Genomic DNA, 16,566 nt, shown 5'->3' on the forward strand with positions numbered 1-16,566 from the left:
AAATCAAAAGCCCGCGAAAATTTGCATTTCCGCGGGCTTTAAGAACATACCTATACCGGTGCATCCCTGAACCATTTGAGTTGTATCAAGGCGGCAACTGAGTGAGTCTCCGGGAGCATACAATAGTATGTGACCGGGGTTCGCGAAGGCAGCAACGCAGAGACAGCTCAAAGGATGACGGGCAATTACGCTCGTAAATTCACGTTGATAGTTTCCATCTGGCGTCCGTTAGGCTGACGACGGACTTCACCATTTTGACGGTCGGCAACTTCCAGGATTTCCTGATTGTTGACCAGCTCCGCCAATGTAATGTTGTTCAGGAAGCCGCTGATGCGCTCGCTCAGATCACGCCATAAGGTATGCGTCAGGCAGCGTTCGCCATTCTGGCAGCCTTCTTTGCCCTGGCAACGGGTGGCATCGACAGATTCGTCAACGGCTGTGATCACAGCACCTACCGCGATATCGCCAGCATCTTTACCTAACAAATAACCACCGCCGGGACCACGAACACTGGCAACCAGACCATTTTTGCGTAAGCGCGAGAAAAGCTGCTCCAGGTAGGAAAGGGAAATACCCTGACGCTCAGAAATGTCAGCCAGTGGTACTGGTCCTTCCTGTGAATGCAGTGCAACGTCGAGCATAGCGGTCACGGCATAACGGCCTTTGGATGTCAGTCTCATAGCATGGTTACCTGTTTAAAATGACTTAAAAATTCAATAGTGCGGAACATGCAAACGAGTCTGCCATTCCCGAGTAAAACAGTCAACTATTTAACCTAGTGTTTTACTCAAGTATTACATACCCGGCTATTCCGCACTCTTTTCGTCATTCAATGAAAACGCGTAACCTTTTGATTAAAGGAACCAAAGAGGCTCTTTATAATCAAATTCTGACGCTTATTCTTTGTTGCTATGAGTCTTTTCAATCGACGTCAGGATGCCACGCAGGATGTTTAATTCCTGAGATTCAGGTCGCGCACGGGTAAACAGACGGCGTAATTTGCTCATAACCTGACCCGGATGCGCCTGGCGAATAAAGCCGGTTTCCAGCAAGGTTTTTTCCAGATGCTGATAGAAACGCTCGAGATCGTCGACCAGCGGGTACGGCGTTTCTTCGTATTCAATCTGCGGTTTTTCGGCTTCCAGCAACGCCAGATGCGCGACACGCACTTCGTAGGCAATAATCTGCACGGCCATCGCCAGATTCAGCGAGCTGTATTCAGGGTTCGCCGGAATACATACGTGGTAATTACATTTTTGCAGTTCTTCGTTGGTCAGCCCGACGCGTTCACGGCCAAACACCAGCGCGACCGGCGCGGTTTGTGCCGCTTTCGCACTGTGTTCGCCGCACTCACGCGGTTCAAGCATCGGCCACGGCAGTGTGCGGGAACGCGCACTGGTGCCGATCACCAGACTACAGCCGGCCAGTGCTTCGTCGAGGGTATCAACAATCGTCGCATTACCGATGACATCACTGGCACCGGCAGACAAAGAGATAGCCTGAGAATCAGGTTTTACCAGCGGATTTACCAGATAAAGGCTGGATAAACCCATGGTTTTCATGGCACGGGCGGTTGAGCCCATATTGCCAGTGTGGGACGTTTCTACTAATACAATGCGGATATTGGGCAGCATAGGGACTCTTAGCCAGACGGAATATCACAACAGCTTAACACAACGGTAGTTAATTTTCAGAACCCCTGCTATACTGCGCGCCGTTTCCCGTATTCCCGTTCTTTAACATCCTAGTTGGAAGATATCCATGCATCCGATGCTCACCATCGCCGTGCGCGCTGCGCGCAAGGCCGGTAACCTGATTGCCAAACATTACGAAACGCCAGACTCTGTAGAATCTACACAAAAAGGTACCAACGATTTTGTTACCAACGTAGACCGCGATGCAGAACACATGATTATCGATGTTATTCGCAAATCCTATCCAAAACACACCATCATCAGTGAAGAGTGTGGCGAACTGGAAGGCGAAGACAAAGACGTACAATGGATTATCGACCCGCTGGATGGCACCACCAACTTCGTTAAGCGCTTCCCACATTTCGCTGTTTCTATCGCCGTGCGCATCAAAGGCCGCACTGAAGTTGCGGTAGTTTATGACCCAATGCGTAACGAACTGTTCACCGCGACCCGCGGTCAGGGCGCACAGCTGAACGGTTACCGTCTGCGCGGTACTAACGCGAAAGATCTCGACGGCACCATTCTGGCGACCGGTTTCCCATTCAAAGCAAAACAACACGCAGCCAGCTACATGAAAGTCGTTGGCAAACTGTTCACCGAATGTGCTGACTTCCGTCGCACCGGTTCTGCTGCGCTGGATCTGGCTTACGTGGCTGCTGGCCGCGTTGACGGTTTCTTCGAAATCGCCCTCAAGCCATGGGATTTCGCCGGTGGCGAACTGCTGGTTCGTGAATCAGGCGGCGTTGTGACTGACTTCGTTGGCGGCCATAACCACTTCTCGTCTGGCAACATTGTTGCAGGCAACCCACGCGTCGTTAAAGGTATTCTGATGACCATGCGTGATGAACTGAGCGAAGCGCTGAAGCGTTAATCCCGCCGGTTCCTGATACCAAGAAAAACGGACGTCCTTGCGGGCGTCCGTTTTTTTATACCTGCTGTTTATGCCCTGTAAGGTTATCCCCTGAAGGGCCCGCCGGTGATTGGCGAAACGTCTCCGCCGCCGGTGCTGTAGAGCAATATTCCCGCCAACAGCAGCACAATTCCGCCGGTCAGCGCCAGTAATGACCAGGTGATCCGCTGCCAGGCCGCAGGGGTGCGCGTTGCGCTCAGTTTCACCGCCAGCGCGCGGCTGTAAAACACCAGCACACCCATCAGCGAAACGGTCAGTGATGTACCGATAGCCATCGTGATAGCGGAAATCACACCCCAGCTGTACACGCCGATGACTTTAGAGAAGAGCAACACCATGATCGCACCGGAGCACGGTCGCAATCCCATCGCCAGCACTATCGCTATCTGCGTGCGCAAATCCCCACCTGCCTGAAGCTGCTGATCACTCGGTACATGCTGATGCCCGCAACCGCAATGTTCATCGTGGACATGTGTTTCACTGCCCAGTGGCGACAGACTGTGGATTTTCATTGCCGGTGCCGGATGCAAACTTTTGATCGTCTGCCACACCTTTTTTAGCGCGCGCCAGCACAGCAGCAGCCCCAGCAACATCACCAGAATGAAACTGCCGCGCTCCATCCAGAAACTGCTCTCATGCAGCTGACGCGAAGACAGTTGCAGCACGCCAAGCACCACGCTGACCAGCAATATCGCCACCAGCCCCTGAACAATCGCCGACGCAAGCGTCAGTTTCAGGCTGCTTTTCAGCCTTGAGGGATGCGTCGCCAGATAGGTAGTGATGACGATTTTACCGTGCCCCGGTCCGATAGCGTGGATCACGCCGTATATCAGGCTGAAACCGGCCAGCGTCATCCCTGCCTGCAGCGGATTTTCTTTCACCTGACGCAACAGCCCGGCCAGTTCCTGATGTAATTCCCTCTGCCAGATAATGCTGCTAAGCAAAATCCGCGGCCAGAAATGGATGAGGAGAAAAACGCCGCCCGCCAGCAGCAGCAAAAATATCGCCAGCGGCCAGAGATCGCGCTAGGACAGCGTTTTTGACGGTGTGGAGATTAATGACATTCCAGCGTGACCTTCTGAGCAAATTGCTGGCCAAGATCCATGTCTTCCGGCGGGGCATCGGCCTTATCGAGAGACAGTGCGTAGTTTTGCAGCGAGGCATCGGGTTTCGGCGTAAACAACGCCAGCGAGCAGCGTTTTTCCAGCTCCGGCGGCAGATGCAGTGCGGTTTTGTCCTTAAACGTCATGTCGACAAAATACGAAGGATCGAAAGTCGAGAATTCCATCGGTTTGCCGGTCAGCGTCTGAGGCTTCGCCAGCGGCAACACGAATTCCAGCACGGCCTGGTCGCCTTTACGGGACAACTGATACTCGCTGGGTAAATCGAGGTATTTCACCGGTTTGCCTTCACGGTAAAAGTCAGTGAAATAATGCTGGCTGAGCACCCGGGCCATCACTTCGGCCGCCAGTTTTTTCCAGATATCTGAACCGGGTTTGGCATTCTGCGCGTCGTAGAGCAAATCGGCGGAAGTAATCTCATCCATCGTCCACACCATTTTCAGCCCGGTCAGCGAGGTTTCATTCGCCACCAGCGTAGTCTGCATATCGATGAAACTGTGCGGATGCGCCACAACCGTGGCGGGCAGGCAAAAAAGCGCGAATCCCAGCCATTTGGCATGACGGAATGCATAACGAAAAAGGGGCCGGTTCCTGTTCGGATTCAAAGTCACATCCCTATAAAGTGCCATGTTATTGTTACTTAGTAACACTATTTTGCTGTGCAATTAAGCAGTCGTCAAAAATATCTGTGATCTGAGTTGTAAGCCGGAGTAAAACCCAATCCCGCGGCCTTAATGCGGGCATCCGCTTTGCTATGCTTGACTAATAATTTCAGGCGATATCTTTTCGGTAGGTGATATGAATCCAGAAAAACAGCCCTCCCCTGCGCTTTCCGCTACGCAACGCCGCTGCCACGTGTTGCTGATGCTGTACGCGCCGCTGACGGCGGTTCAGCTGGAGATCATCAGTGAAATCAACGGCGTCGGGTTAACGACGACGTGGGAAGATCTGGCGGAAGTGACCTGCGAAATTCAGCGCATCCATCAGCTCGATGTGCTGCAGTACAGCGAAAAAGAGTGCCGTATTCAGGGCGACAGCCTCGCCCAGCGCCTGTGCTTATTTCAGGGCTTACGCCGCACCTTGCGAATTTCGCCGGATTTCGTCTCCCGCCACTTTATTCCCTGGCTGCACATCGCGTTTGAAGGCCAGACCTGCCCGAAGGCCGCGTTACGCACCGATATTCTGGGCATGATCCTGGAAGATTGCGGCACGCTGTTACCCAAACCGCTCAGCGGGCACGACCGCCAGCTGATGCTGATTTGCCTGCAATACTGCTTATGGCAAAACAATGACCAGACCGGCTTACGGTTCACCGAACAACAGCGACGCTGGTTGCGCGAAAAACCCGAATTTTCAGCCGCCCGTGAACTGTTTGTTCAGTTACAGGAACTCAGCAACGGCCTGCTGGATGACTGTGAATGCGAGTTTTTCACCCTGATGTTGCGGATGCTGAAAAACCACAGTTATCAGAGTTCCGGCTCGACGGAAGATCAGCGTCTGCTATTAGAAATTGAAAATATGGTGGCGCGATTTCAGGACATCGCCGGGATGAAATTCAGCAGCTACGAAGGTCTGGTTGGTCAGCTTTTCGCCCATCTTGGTCCGGCGATTGAACGCTGTCATTTCGGGATTGGCATCGACAATCTGATGCAGGAAGAAGTCAACCGCATGTATCCGCGGCTGGTGCGTACCACCCGCGAGGCGTTAGCGGGGTTTGAGCACGAATACCTGATTACTTTGTCGGAAGATGAAATCGGGCTGGTGGCGATTACTTTCGGTGCCTGGCTGATGCAGGGTAATGCCTTGCAGGAAAAACAGATTTTATTGCTGACGCATGACAATCCCGAACTGGAAGAAGCGGTTGAACAGCAGATCCGCGAAGCGACGCTGCTGCCGCTGAATATCAAATACCAGACACTGGCGGATTTTTATAAGTTCGGTGCGCCGAGTGGCGTAGCGATGATTGTTACACCCTACGCCACCCGCAGCACCGACGCCGATCCGCTGGTGATCCACACGCAACTGCCACTGGCGAAAGAGCAGCGAAAACGTATCCGTTCGCTGCTCGAAGCACCCTAGCTGGCTGTCACCTTCGGCGCTGACGGCGTGACCTGCGGACGCAGGAAAATCGCCGGCACCGCCAGCAGCGCCATCACCCAGAACAATCCCGCATGCAGATGTTCAAACAGGAAGCCGGACACCATCGTCATCACCGCCACGCCGCCGCCCATCGCCAGCGCGGAATACACCGATTGCAGACGAATGACCTGATCACGCGGGCGCGCCGCGATAAACCGCATCCCCGCCAGATGGCAAACCGTGAACGTGCCGCAGTGCAAAATCTGCATCACAATCAGCCACGGCAGCGCGGTAAAGGCGCCCATCATTCCCCAGCGCACCACGCCACAGAATGCCGAAAGCAGCAGCAGATCCCGCGCCGACCAGCGGCTGAAAAGCTGTTTGCTGAAGGTAAAGACCAGCACTTCCGCCACCACGCCCAGCGACCATAAATAGCCGATGGTCGTCGAAGAATACCCGACGTCCTGCCAGTAAATCGCGCTGAAACCGTAGTAAGCCGCATGTGCGCCCTGTAAGAGCGTCACGCATAACAGAAAACGCCAGACCGGTTTTTCACCGAGCAGTGCTTTCCACGAAATGCCCGGCGCACCGTTTTCACGCGGCTCTCCTGCCGGTTTCACGCTCGGTCGCAGCAACATTCCCAGCAGCATTGCCGCCACGCCTGCGGTCAGGGTGTAGAGGATCGCGTTATGTCCGTAAACTTCGACCAGTTTACCGGTGACCGCCGAGCCAATCACAAAGGCAATCGAGCCCCAGACGCGTACCTTGCCGTAATCCATATTGATCTGGCGTTGCAGCGTGCCCGCCAGCGCATCGGTCAGCGGCACCAGAGGACCAAAGAACAAACTGAAACCGGCGATGTTGATCATCAGCCACGCCCAGCCGTTGCCAAACCAGAACCCGACGGCAAACGCCAGCGTGAGCAACGCGAGGATGCGCAATCCAGTGATGAGATGCGAAGGGTCTTTGATGGAGGGAGAAATGATTAACGTGCCGAGAAAACGGGCGACTAAACCGGCGCCAAGCAACAGGCCGATGCTTTCGGAGGAAATACCCTCGCCTTTAAGCCACAAGCCCCAGAAGGGAAGGAAAATACCGTAACTGAAAAAATAGGTGAAATAACTGAGTGCAAGCCAGCGCGTGGAACGCAATTCCATAAATCCTCCGGTGTGAGGCCAATACTTTGACAAAGCTCACAATCGCTAGCAATCCGCAGACGCTTTCATACTCCAGTAATGTCTGCCAGCTCACAAATTCTGATACATGCCCATAAAAAAACCCGCCGGAGCGGGTTTTAGCAGCTTTACGGCTTCGCAGATATTACGCGTAAACCGGGAAGCGTGCACAGATGTCGAGAACTTTCTGTTTAACGCGTTCGATAGTGGCTTCGTCGTTCACGTTGTCCAGCACGTCGCAGATCCAGCCAGCCAGTTCACGCGCTTCAGCTTCTTTAAAGCCACGACGGGTGATAGCCGGAGTACCGATACGCACGCCGGAAGTGACGAACGGGCTCTTCGGATCGTTAGGGACGCTGTTTTTGTTCACGGTGATGTTAGCGCGACCCAGTGCAGCATCGGCTTCTTTACCGGTCAGGTTTTTATCGACCAGATCCATCAGGAACAGGTGGTTGTGCGTGCCGCCGGAAACCACTTTGTAGCCACGTTCCAGAACCACAGCCACCATCGCCTGGGCGTTTTTAGCCACTTGCTGCTGGTAGGTTTTGAACTCAGGTTCCATCGCTTCTTTCAGTGCGACCGCTTTACCGGCAATCACGTGCATCAGCGGGCCGCCCTGACCACCAGGGAAAACAGCGGAGTTCAGTTTTTTGTAGAACTCTTCGTCACCGCCTTTCGCCAGAATCAGACCGCCGCGTGGGCCAGCCAGAGTTTTGTGCGTGGTCGTGGTGACGATGTGCGCGTGCGGAACCGGGTTCGGGTAAACGCCTGCCGCAATCAGACCGGCAACGTGTGCCATGTCGACGAAGAAGTAAGCGCCAACGCTGTCGGCGATTTCACGCATTTTTGCCCAGTCAACGATACCGGAGAATGCGGAGAAGCCGCCGATGATCATTTTAGGTTTGTGCGCTTCGGCCTGACGTTTCACGTCTTCGTAATCAATGTCGCCGCTTTCGTTGATGCCGTAAGGCACCACGTTGTACAGCTTACCGGACAAGTTAACCGGTGAACCGTGAGTCAGGTGACCGCCATGACCGAGGTTCATCCCCAGAATGGTGTCGCCCGGTTGCAGCAGTGCGGTGTACACCGCGAAGTTTGCCTGTGAGCCGGAGTGTGGCTGAACGTTAGCAAAATCTGCACCGAACAATTCTTTTGCACGGTCGATAGCCAGTTGTTCAACGATGTCGACGTACTCACAACCACCGTAATAGCGTTTGCCCGGATAGCCTTCGGCATATTTGTTGGTCAGTTGCGAACCCTGAGCCTGCATAACACGCGGGCTGGTATAGTTTTCTGACGCAATCAGCTCGATATGTTCTTCCTGGCGAACAACTTCTTTTTCCATTGCTGCCCACAGCTCAGCATCATAATCGGCAATGTTCATTTCACGCTTTAACATCCGCATCTCCTGACTCAACAAACTAAAAATAAACGCCCCTTACGGGTTCTGCGCAACAGTGTAAATGTTTAAGCGCCCTTCGGATAGGGTCAGTTTCAGGTTTTTAGGCAAACGATTGGCTTCAGATACAGCAAGGCTTTGATCTGCGAACCTCTGCCCATAATCAAGGGATAAATATTCAACTGAACATGTACAAATTTCAGCTTTGTGACTCAGCCCCCATCGTATTCATCACCGAAAAAAGCCCTTACCCCTTTAGTGGGTGTTTACAGAAATTGTGGATTTATATAAGATGCATTTAAAATACATGTTTAATGAAATCTACAAAGACACGGAGTTCACTATGCTTGATTCAGCCACTATCGCTACCGTTAAATCTACTATTCCTTTGCTCGCCGCGACCGGTCCGAAGCTGACCGCGCACTTCTATGACCGCATGTTCGAACACAATCCTGAGCTGAAAGACATCTTTAATATGAGCAACCAGCGCAACGGCGATCAGCGTCAGGCGCTGTTCGATGCCATCTGCGCTTATGCGGCGAATATTGAAAATCTCGCGGCGCTGCTGCCTGCGGTGGAACGCATCGCGCAAAAACATACCAGCTTCACCATCAGACCGGAGCAATACGATATTGTCGGCGGTCATCTGCTGGCGACGCTGGATGAAATGTTCAGCCCGGGTCAGGAAGTGCTGGATGCGTGGGGCAAAGCCTACGGCGTGCTGGCGGGGGTATTTATCAACCGTGAAGCCGAAATTTATCAGGACAGCGCAGAAAAAACCGGTGGCTGGCGCGGCACGCGTGAATTCCGTATCGCCGAAAAACAACTACAAAGTGAACTGATTACCTCTTTCCTGCTGGAACCTGTCGATGGATTGCCGGTAGTGGATTTCCAGCCGGGACAATATCTGGCGGTGTATATCCGCGATGCGTCGCTGGAAAATCAGGAAATCCGTCAGTATTCCCTGACCCAGGCACCGAACGGCAAAACCTACCGCATCGCGGTAAAACGCGAAGGCCAGGGCGCAGTCTCCAACTTCCTGCATAATGTGGCGCAGCCGGGCGACATCGTTCATCTTGCCGCGCCGCACGGCGATTTCTTCATGGATATCAGCAATACCACACCGGTTGCGCTGATCTCCGCCGGTGTCGGTCAGACGCCAATGTTAGGCATGCTCAACACGCTGGCAGAATGCGGACATCATGCGCCAGTACACTGGCTGCACGCGGCTGAAAACGGCGCAGTGCATGCGTTTGCCGGTGAAGTGAAAAGTGCCCAGGCTCGTCTGGAACAGCTGGAAAGCCATGTCTGGTATAACCAGCCACAGGCGAATGATTTACCGGGAGAGGATTTCCAGTATCAGGGGTTGATGGATTTGAGCAAAGTCAGCGAACAGCTGAGCAATCCTGAGATGCATTTCTATCTGTGCGGCCCGGTCGGCTTTATGCAGTTCGCAGCAAAACAGTTGCTGGCAATGAACATCAGCGAAGCGAACATTCACTACGAATGCTTCGGCCCGCATAAAGTGATTTAATCCCAGCCCGAAAAGAAAAAGGCTGACACAGAATGTCAGCCTTTTTTATTGCGACGTCAGAACAAATTAATGACGGCGGCGACGTATAAAGAACAGCGCAATCAGCAGGATAACAATCAGCCCTGCGATACCCATTCCCCAGTGCGCCAGCTCCAGCAGCGGCGAAGGTTTACCACCCGCGCGCAATTCTTTCACCCGCTGCGGCGTCACACTCGCCTGATCGTTACCGAACTGCTTCAGCAACTGATTACTCAGCGTGGCCACCTGCGTATCCGACAGCAAATGGTCAAACGCCGGCATCGCCACATCTTTGCTTTGCGCACCGCGCTGTACGCCATGCAAAATCGCCATCACCAGATTGTCGCTGTTCAGATGCCCCAGCGCGGTGTTGTTGATAAGCGACGGTAAGCCGCCGTCCTTGCTGCCACGCCCGTCGGGCTGATGACAGCTGGCGCAATAGCCGTCATAGACCTGCCAGCCAGTCATTTTGTCGGCATCGGACGGACGCGGAACGCCACGAAGATTATCGACATAATTTGCCGGTGACCCGAACTGATCCGCCGCTTTCGCCTGCCCTTCCTGACTGACCGGCGCAGTTTGTTTCAACCACACGGCAATCGCCTGCAAATCGCTGTCGCTCAGATGGCTCAGGCTGTGATCAATCGCTTCCGCCATCGGCCCCGCTGCCTGCGCTTTGCCGGGCGCATGACCGGTTTTCAGGTAACCGGCGATTTCATCGGTGCTCCAGTTACCTATTCCGCTGACGGCATCTGACGTGATGTTCGGCGCAAACCAGGTACCCAGACTGCTGCCGCCCAGCGCTTTATCGCCCTGCTCGGCCATCAGCGCATTACGCGGTGTGTGACAGGTGCTGCAGTGCGCCAGCGCCTCGCCAAGATACGCGCCGCGATTGACCTGATCGCTTTTCGACGGTTCGGCTTTAAACGCGCCTTTTTCGAGGAACAGCAGATTCCAGCCCGCCATCGATAAACGCACGTTGAACGGGAACGGCAGCGCAGTAGGCGTTGACGGCGTATCGACCGGCTGCACGCCCTGCATGAAGTAGGCGTACAGCGCTTGCATGTCGTCATCGCTGATTTTGGCATACGAGGTGTACGGCATAGCCGGGTAGAGATTTGCCCCGTCGCCGCGCACGCCGTCACGCACCGCGTGTTCAAACTGCTCCAGCGTGTAATTACCGATGCCGTCTTTTTTCGACGGTGTGATATTGCTCGAATAGATGGTACCGAGCGGAGTCGCCAGCCCGAGACCACCGGCAAACGGCTTGCCGCCTTCGGTGGAGTGACAGGCCACGCAGTCACCCGCCACGGCGACATATTCGCCCTTCTTAATCAGCGCATCCTGTTCCGGCGATAACGCGGCGTAAGCTGCACCTGCACTCAGGCTCAGGCCAAAGGCCAGCAATGCGCCCGTCAGACGTTTTTGAGATAAACGATTCAGAGTCATTTCAGTCAGCCTATAGCGCAGTTTTGGCAAGATGATCAGCAGTACGTAACGCCAGCGCGACCGCCGTCAGCGTGGAGTTAACCGTGGCCGAGGTCGGCATCACGCCGGTGCTGGTGATGAACAGATTTTCATGGTCATGGGTGCGTCCGAACGCGTCCACCACGGAATCTTTCGGGTCATGGCCCATGCTCATCGTGCCGGTAATGTGCTGGTTGTTGCCGTAAACGCCCGGCTTACTGAAACGCAAATTGGTGCCGCCCATCAGTCTGGCAATCTCGGTGTACTCCTTCACCGCGCGCGCCATACCGCGATGCACGTAATCGTCCATGTGGTAAATCGCCGCCGGTTTCGGGATGCCCAGTTTGTCTTTCTTGTCACTGAGAATGATGCGGTTGTCGTAATTTGGCAGCTGTTCCATCACGTTCTTCAGGCTAGTCTGATGCGACGCACGACGACGGATTTCGTTATCCAGGCTGATGCCGTAAACACCTTCCGCCAGCAGGTCCTGCGTGACTGACTGCACCTGTGAGGAGTTGGCGATATCGATACGGAACGAGGCGTAATCTTTGCGGAAATCGCCGTCACGCAGGCTGTTGATAGACGCCGGACTCATCGGCCCGCGGCCTGCCCACAGCGGCTCTTCGGTTTCAAATGTCAGCGAGTTGCTCGGGTGATCCATCAGGTGACGCCCGACGGTGCCGGAACTGTTGGCCAGTCCGTCCGGGTATTTATCGCTGGCGGAAATCATCAGCAGTTTCGGGCTTTCGATGCCGTTGGCGGCCAGAACGAAGTTTTTCGCCGTAACTTTATGCTCCCCTTTATCCGGATCGTAATAATGCGCGGCGACAATGCGGCCTTTCTCGTCATGCTCGAGGCGGTAAACCACGGCGCTGGTAATGAGTTTTGCACCCGCCGCTTCAGCTGCCTGCGCGGCAATGCCGCCGTGATATTGCGCGTCAATCGGGCAAATCGGCATGCAGTTGTTGTTACCACAACAGGCCGGACGCCCGTCATAGTTGCGGCTGTTACGCGCGGTGGTGTTGACGATCACGTCATAACCGCCCGGCGCCAGACGCTCACGAAAACGCTGTTGCAGCCAGGATTCCGCCACCGGTTCCATCGGGAACGGCTGACTGCGCGGTGAACCGTTATTTGGTGCGCCGGACACGCCCATTTTCACTTCCGCTTCGTAATAAAACGGCTCCAGCTCTTCGTACGACAGCGGCCAGTCGCGCCCGACGCCGTACAGCGTTTTGATCTTCATATCATTTGGCAGAACGCGCCATGCCTGCGCCGCCCAGTGCCAGGTGGTGCCGCCCATAATGCGGATGTATTCCGCCGGGAACGGATAGGGCCCCTGCTGTTGCAGATAATCATTGTCTTCGGGCTTATACACCGGATGCGGCGACCAGTCCGAGTACGGATACGGCGACATAAAGTCTTTTTTGCGCGGTGAATTACGGAAGTTTTCAGTCAACGTACCGCGATCAATACGCGGGCCGGATTCAAGAATAATGACCGAGATGCCCTGTTTTGCCAGACGCTGTGCGACCAGCGAGCCGCAGATCCCTGAGCCGATGACGACGACGTCAGCGGAAAGTTGTTCACTCATTGCTTAACCCTTTTTGAACGTTATTTTCAGACAGGCTGTTTTGCCCAGGTACCGTAAGCGCCGTAGGCGTAGCTCGGCGGATTGAGGTGATCACGAACCGCAACATTCATCAGCGCATTTTCATACGCCAGACAAACCGCCTGTTTGCCATCACCGACCACCCCGAGATACCACGCCTGAAGGATGCTGCGCGGCAGTTTCGCCAGTGCAGGCTGCTGTGCATCCAGCGTCTTTTGCAGGTCAGCGGCATCAATATGATTCGCCGTGATAAACGCCTGTAATGCCTGAACCTGCGAGGTAAATTCCGGGTAAAGTGCCAGCATCGTCTGGTAATAACGTTCAGAAAGGGCCGGATCCAACTGGTCATGACCGGTCAGATACAGCGAGAGTTGTGTGAAATCCTGTTTTGCCTGAGACAGGCCCGCAACCGGCGCGGCGTAAACCGGGCTGAGAAGAAGCTTGTTCATCAGCGGAACGGAAAGCGCCGCCAGTGCGCCCCCTAAAAATACGCGACGGGAAATGCGTATGGGTTTTTCTGGTTGTGACATTGCAAAGCCTTTTGAATAGGTGTGAAAACCACGATCAACGGAGATCAATCCACACCAGTTCCTGCCGCCCGATACTTTCACCCTGAATTGTTTTAGTCGGTGATTACAACGTATCTGACAGGTTTCTCGAACTGGTATAACAACAAACGTGATTTTACTCTCACTTTTTCAATGAAGTCACAATAAAAACCCAACTAACTTCACACAAAACTAACAAATAGCATTTTTTGTGGTTATTCACAGAAAGGGATTTTGGGGGAATGCGAGCGAAATGCAAATGTTTATACCGGATAAACAGAAGGTTAGGAATGAAATAGGTTAGAAATTGATTGGTATAACAAGATGAAGTGAACAACGAAGATATCGGGGAGAAAACTCAGGGCCGGTAATAGTGCACTACCCGCCCTGATGAAACATTAAATCGCTTCTTCGTCCTGCTCGCCGGTACGGATACGCACTACGCGTGCAACGTCGAACACGAAGATTTTGCCGTCGCCGATTTTACCGGTTTGCGCAGTGGTCATAATGGTTTCCACACAGGTGTCCACGATGTCATCCGCTACCACGATTTCGATTTTCACTTTTGGCAGGAAATCGACCATGTATTCCGCACCACGGTACAATTCAGTGTGACCTTTCTGACGGCCAAAGCCTTTTACTTCGGTCACGGTCATCCCGGTAATCCCAACTTCAGCCAGAGCTTCACGGACGTCGTCGAGTTTGAATGGCTTGATAATCGCATCAATCTTTTTCATGGCGGACCCTTATAATCATTCGTTTGCTCTCCGCCTTCCTGAGCGGCAGCATGGTTCACAATCTGATTTCGGATGCCAGAGGCATACGAAGGCGCTAAAGGTATCATAGTTCAGCGGCTGGAATGTACCTCAAGCCTCTGAAAGTAAATTCCCGTTACTCTTTAAAATCGGTCGCTTCCAGCTCATGGCGTGACAGCAACTTGTAAAACTCGGTGCGGTTACGCCCGGCAATACGGGCAGCCTGCGTCACATTGCCTTTGGTAATTTGCAAAAGCTTGCGCAGATAATTCAGTTCGAACTGATTACGCGCATCGGCAAAGGTCGGCAGTGCGGTGTTTTCGCCTTCCAGCGCCTGCTGAACCAGCGCTTCGCTGATGACCGGCGCCGAAGTCAGCGCCACGCATTGTTCAATCACGTTCACTAACTGGCGCACATTGCCCGGCCAGCTGGCGGCCATCAGGCGTTTGAGTGCATCGATCGAAAAGCTGCGCACAAAAGGTTTATGCCGCTGCGCCGCGACGCGCAGCAGATGATTGGCCAGCAGCGGGATATCTTCTGCTCTTTCACTCAGCGTCGGCAGTTTCAGGCCGACGACGTTAAGACGATAAAACAGGTCTTCGCGGAACTCGCCCTTTTCCATCGCTTTCGGCAAATCACGGTGCGTCGCAGAGATAATGCGTACATCGACATCCACATCCTGATTACTGCCCAGCGGGCGCACTTTGCGCTCCTGCAATACACGCAGCAATTTCACCTGCAAGGACAGCGGCATATCGCCGATTTCATCAAGGAATAATGTTCCGCCGGTCGCCGCCTGAAACAGTCCCTCGCGGCTGCTCACTGCACCGGTGAACGCGCCTTTGGCGTGACCAAATAGTTCGGACTCCAGCAACTGTTCCGGCAGCGCGCCGCAGTTAATGGCGATAAACGCCTTCTTGCCGCGCGGGCTGGCACCATGAATGGCCTGCGCCAGCACTTCTTTACCGGTGCCGCTTTGGCCGTTAATCAGTACGCTGACGTCAGACTGCGCCACCATATTGGCCTGCTCGAGCAGACGCAGCATCAGCGGACTGCGCGTAACAATCGATTCGCGCCAGCTTTCATCGGCAGAAGGGCTGGACTGCGCCAGCGCTTCATCGATGGCTTTATACAGCGCATCGCGATCAACGGGCTTGGTGAGAAAACCAAACACGCCCTGCTGGGTTGCCGCTACCGCATCGGGAATGGAGCCGTGCGCCGTCAGGATAATCACCGGCATCCCGGGCTGGAATTTCTGGATTTCTGCGAACAGCGCCATGCCGTCCATTTCATCCATGCGCAGATCGCTCAGCACCAGATCGATACGTTCACGGTGCAGCACGCGCAGCGCTTCCGCCCCGCTTTCAGCGGTGGTGACACGAAAACCTTCGCTGGTCAGACGCATTCCTAATAACTTTAATAAGCTGGGATCGTCATCGACCAGCAATAAACTGGCTGCTTTACGTAACGTCATTTTGCGTTCGGATCCTTAGCCGGTGGCGTGTAAGTCTCGGCCGGTTTTACCGGATTGCCGGGAACAGCTCTGGCAGGCACGGCGGCGTCATTGTCCGGTAAATCCCCCTGGATTTGTTTACGCGAAGAGAGCTGACGCTCAATGTCCGTGAGGTTCTCCAGCTTACGGCGGGTATCGGCGAGATTGCTTTCCATAACCTGTTGCTGCTGAGTCATCGCCTGAAGTTTTTCTTCACTCACCGCCAGCTGGCGGGCATTGCGGGCCTTTTCATCCCCCAGCACGACCTGCAAATTCTGACGTTCGCGCCATAACTGCACCAGCGGGCGGATTTGTCCCGGCATCTGACCGCGATACGCGCTGACTTTCGCCAGCAATGCACGGCGCTGCTGCTGATCCGGCTCTGCGCCGGACAACAAAATACTTTGCTTAAACACCTGATCCCAGGTGGTCGCAGGTATCTGCTGCGCCTGGAAACGCGCCTGAGCATCGTTCATGCGATCGGCGCAATCCATCGCCCGCAGCCAGTACAGCGAGTTGGTTACGGCTTCGTTGTCATCCAGCGTCCAGAGGGTTTCGCAGGGCGCGATACGAAAGTCGATAACCTTACTGTCAGGGACGACCTGATCAGACACCTGCTGGTAATAGCGGTTGTCGGGGGAATGCGGTACACAGGCCGCCAGCGCCAGTGGCGCAGTGAGTAAAAGCACCCGGCTGCGCAGCACTGCGCGCAGCAGACGGGATGTGATAGGGGTGATAAAAGACAATGCGCTCATCAGACGC

15 protein-coding genes are annotated in these 16,566 nt (G+C 54.3%); 3 read left to right on the forward strand and 12 right to left on the reverse strand.

The genetic code is table 11. From position 1 onward, the window contains the following. Window positions 1–185: 185 nt before the first annotated feature. Window positions 186–680, reverse strand: a complete 495-nt coding sequence (iscR, locus tag D6C13_RS05110; protein WP_120131748.1) for a Fe-S cluster assembly transcriptional regulator IscR — start codon at window positions 678–680, stop codon at window positions 186–188. Between the two features lie 216 nt (window positions 681–896). Next, window positions 897–1,634 carry a tRNA (cytosine(32)/uridine(32)-2'-O)-methyltransferase TrmJ gene (gene trmJ / locus D6C13_RS05115; RefSeq protein ID WP_120131749.1) on the reverse strand — a complete coding sequence of 246 codons (738 nt, stop codon included), beginning with the start codon at window positions 1,632–1,634 and terminating at the stop codon, window positions 897–899. A gap of 127 nt (window positions 1,635–1,761) precedes the next feature. Between trmJ and suhB the strand changes: the two genes are divergently transcribed. Continuing rightward, window positions 1,762–2,565 carry an inositol-1-monophosphatase gene (gene suhB / locus D6C13_RS05120; RefSeq protein WP_120131750.1) on the forward strand — a complete coding sequence of 268 codons (804 nt, stop codon included), beginning with the start codon at window positions 1,762–1,764 and terminating at the stop codon, window positions 2,563–2,565. A gap of 83 nt (window positions 2,566–2,648) precedes the next feature. On the opposite strand, the gene D6C13_RS05125 is transcribed toward suhB, so the two are convergent. Continuing rightward, a complete protein-coding gene (locus D6C13_RS05125) occupies window positions 2,649–3,614 on the reverse strand; it encodes a nickel/cobalt transporter (protein WP_167457989.1) in 966 nt (321 codons plus the stop codon). A 44-nt stretch (window positions 3,615–3,658) separates the two neighbouring features. Continuing rightward, window positions 3,659–4,354: a DUF1007 family protein gene (locus D6C13_RS05130; protein WP_120131751.1), complete on the reverse strand. Its 696-nt coding sequence runs from the start codon at window positions 4,352–4,354 to the stop codon at window positions 3,659–3,661. Between the two features lie 169 nt (window positions 4,355–4,523). Here D6C13_RS05130 and csiE point away from each other — a divergent pair, with 169 nt between their 5' ends. Then, the gene (gene csiE / locus D6C13_RS05135; RefSeq protein ID WP_120131752.1) at window positions 4,524–5,804 is read left to right on the forward strand and encodes a stationary phase inducible protein CsiE; all 1,281 of its coding nucleotides are present in this window, start codon (window positions 4,524–4,526) and stop codon (window positions 5,802–5,804) included. On the opposite strand, the gene D6C13_RS05140 is transcribed toward csiE, so the two are convergent. Continuing rightward, window positions 5,801–6,961 carry a 3-phenylpropionate MFS transporter gene (locus D6C13_RS05140; protein ID WP_120131753.1) on the reverse strand — a complete coding sequence of 387 codons (1,161 nt, stop codon included), beginning with the start codon at window positions 6,959–6,961 and terminating at the stop codon, window positions 5,801–5,803. The genes csiE and D6C13_RS05140 overlap by 4 nt on opposite strands. Before the next feature lie 163 nt (window positions 6,962–7,124). Then, complete coding sequence (glyA, locus tag D6C13_RS05145; protein ID WP_120131754.1) at window positions 7,125–8,378, reverse strand: serine hydroxymethyltransferase; 1,254 nt, start codon at window positions 8,376–8,378, stop codon at window positions 7,125–7,127. Window positions 8,379–8,721: 343 nt separating this feature from the next. Here glyA and hmpA point away from each other — a divergent pair, with 343 nt between their 5' ends. Beyond that, window positions 8,722–9,912, forward strand: a complete 1,191-nt coding sequence (gene hmpA / locus D6C13_RS05150; RefSeq protein WP_120131862.1) for an NO-inducible flavohemoprotein — start codon at window positions 8,722–8,724, stop codon at window positions 9,910–9,912. 66 nt (window positions 9,913–9,978) lie between these two features. Here the strand turns inward: hmpA and D6C13_RS05155 are convergent, their stop codons facing one another. The 6 genes from D6C13_RS05155 to qseG form a co-directional block, all read right to left on the reverse strand. Then, window positions 9,979–11,379: a c-type cytochrome gene (locus D6C13_RS05155; RefSeq protein WP_120131755.1), complete on the reverse strand. Its 1,401-nt coding sequence runs from the start codon at window positions 11,377–11,379 to the stop codon at window positions 9,979–9,981. Between the two features lie 10 nt (window positions 11,380–11,389). Beyond that, window positions 11,390–12,991 (reverse strand): GMC family oxidoreductase, encoded by a 1,602-nt coding sequence (locus D6C13_RS05160; RefSeq protein ID WP_120131756.1) that lies wholly within the window; start codon window positions 12,989–12,991, stop codon window positions 11,390–11,392. 26 nt (window positions 12,992–13,017) lie between these two features. Further along, window positions 13,018–13,539, reverse strand: coding sequence for a sorbitol dehydrogenase family protein (locus tag D6C13_RS05165; RefSeq protein WP_120131863.1), 522 nt, complete (start codon window positions 13,537–13,539; stop codon window positions 13,018–13,020). Window positions 13,540–13,955: 416 nt separating this feature from the next. Continuing rightward, window positions 13,956–14,294 (reverse strand): nitrogen regulatory protein P-II, encoded by a 339-nt coding sequence (glnB, locus tag D6C13_RS05170; protein WP_013574351.1) that lies wholly within the window; start codon window positions 14,292–14,294, stop codon window positions 13,956–13,958. Between the two features lie 154 nt (window positions 14,295–14,448). Beyond that, a complete protein-coding gene (glrR, locus tag D6C13_RS05175) occupies window positions 14,449–15,786 on the reverse strand; it encodes a two-component system response regulator GlrR (RefSeq protein ID WP_120131757.1) in 1,338 nt (445 codons plus the stop codon). Further along, window positions 15,783–16,559 (reverse strand): two-component system QseEF-associated lipoprotein QseG, encoded by a 777-nt coding sequence (gene qseG / locus D6C13_RS05180; protein WP_120131758.1) that lies wholly within the window; start codon window positions 16,557–16,559, stop codon window positions 15,783–15,785. Before qseG ends, glrR begins: the two co-directional genes overlap by 4 nt. Window positions 16,560–16,566 lie beyond the last annotated feature (7 nt).

This window comes from Rahnella woolbedingensis (assembly GCF_003602095.1).
Classification (GTDB): Bacteria; Pseudomonadota; Gammaproteobacteria; order Enterobacterales; family Enterobacteriaceae; genus Rahnella; species Rahnella woolbedingensis.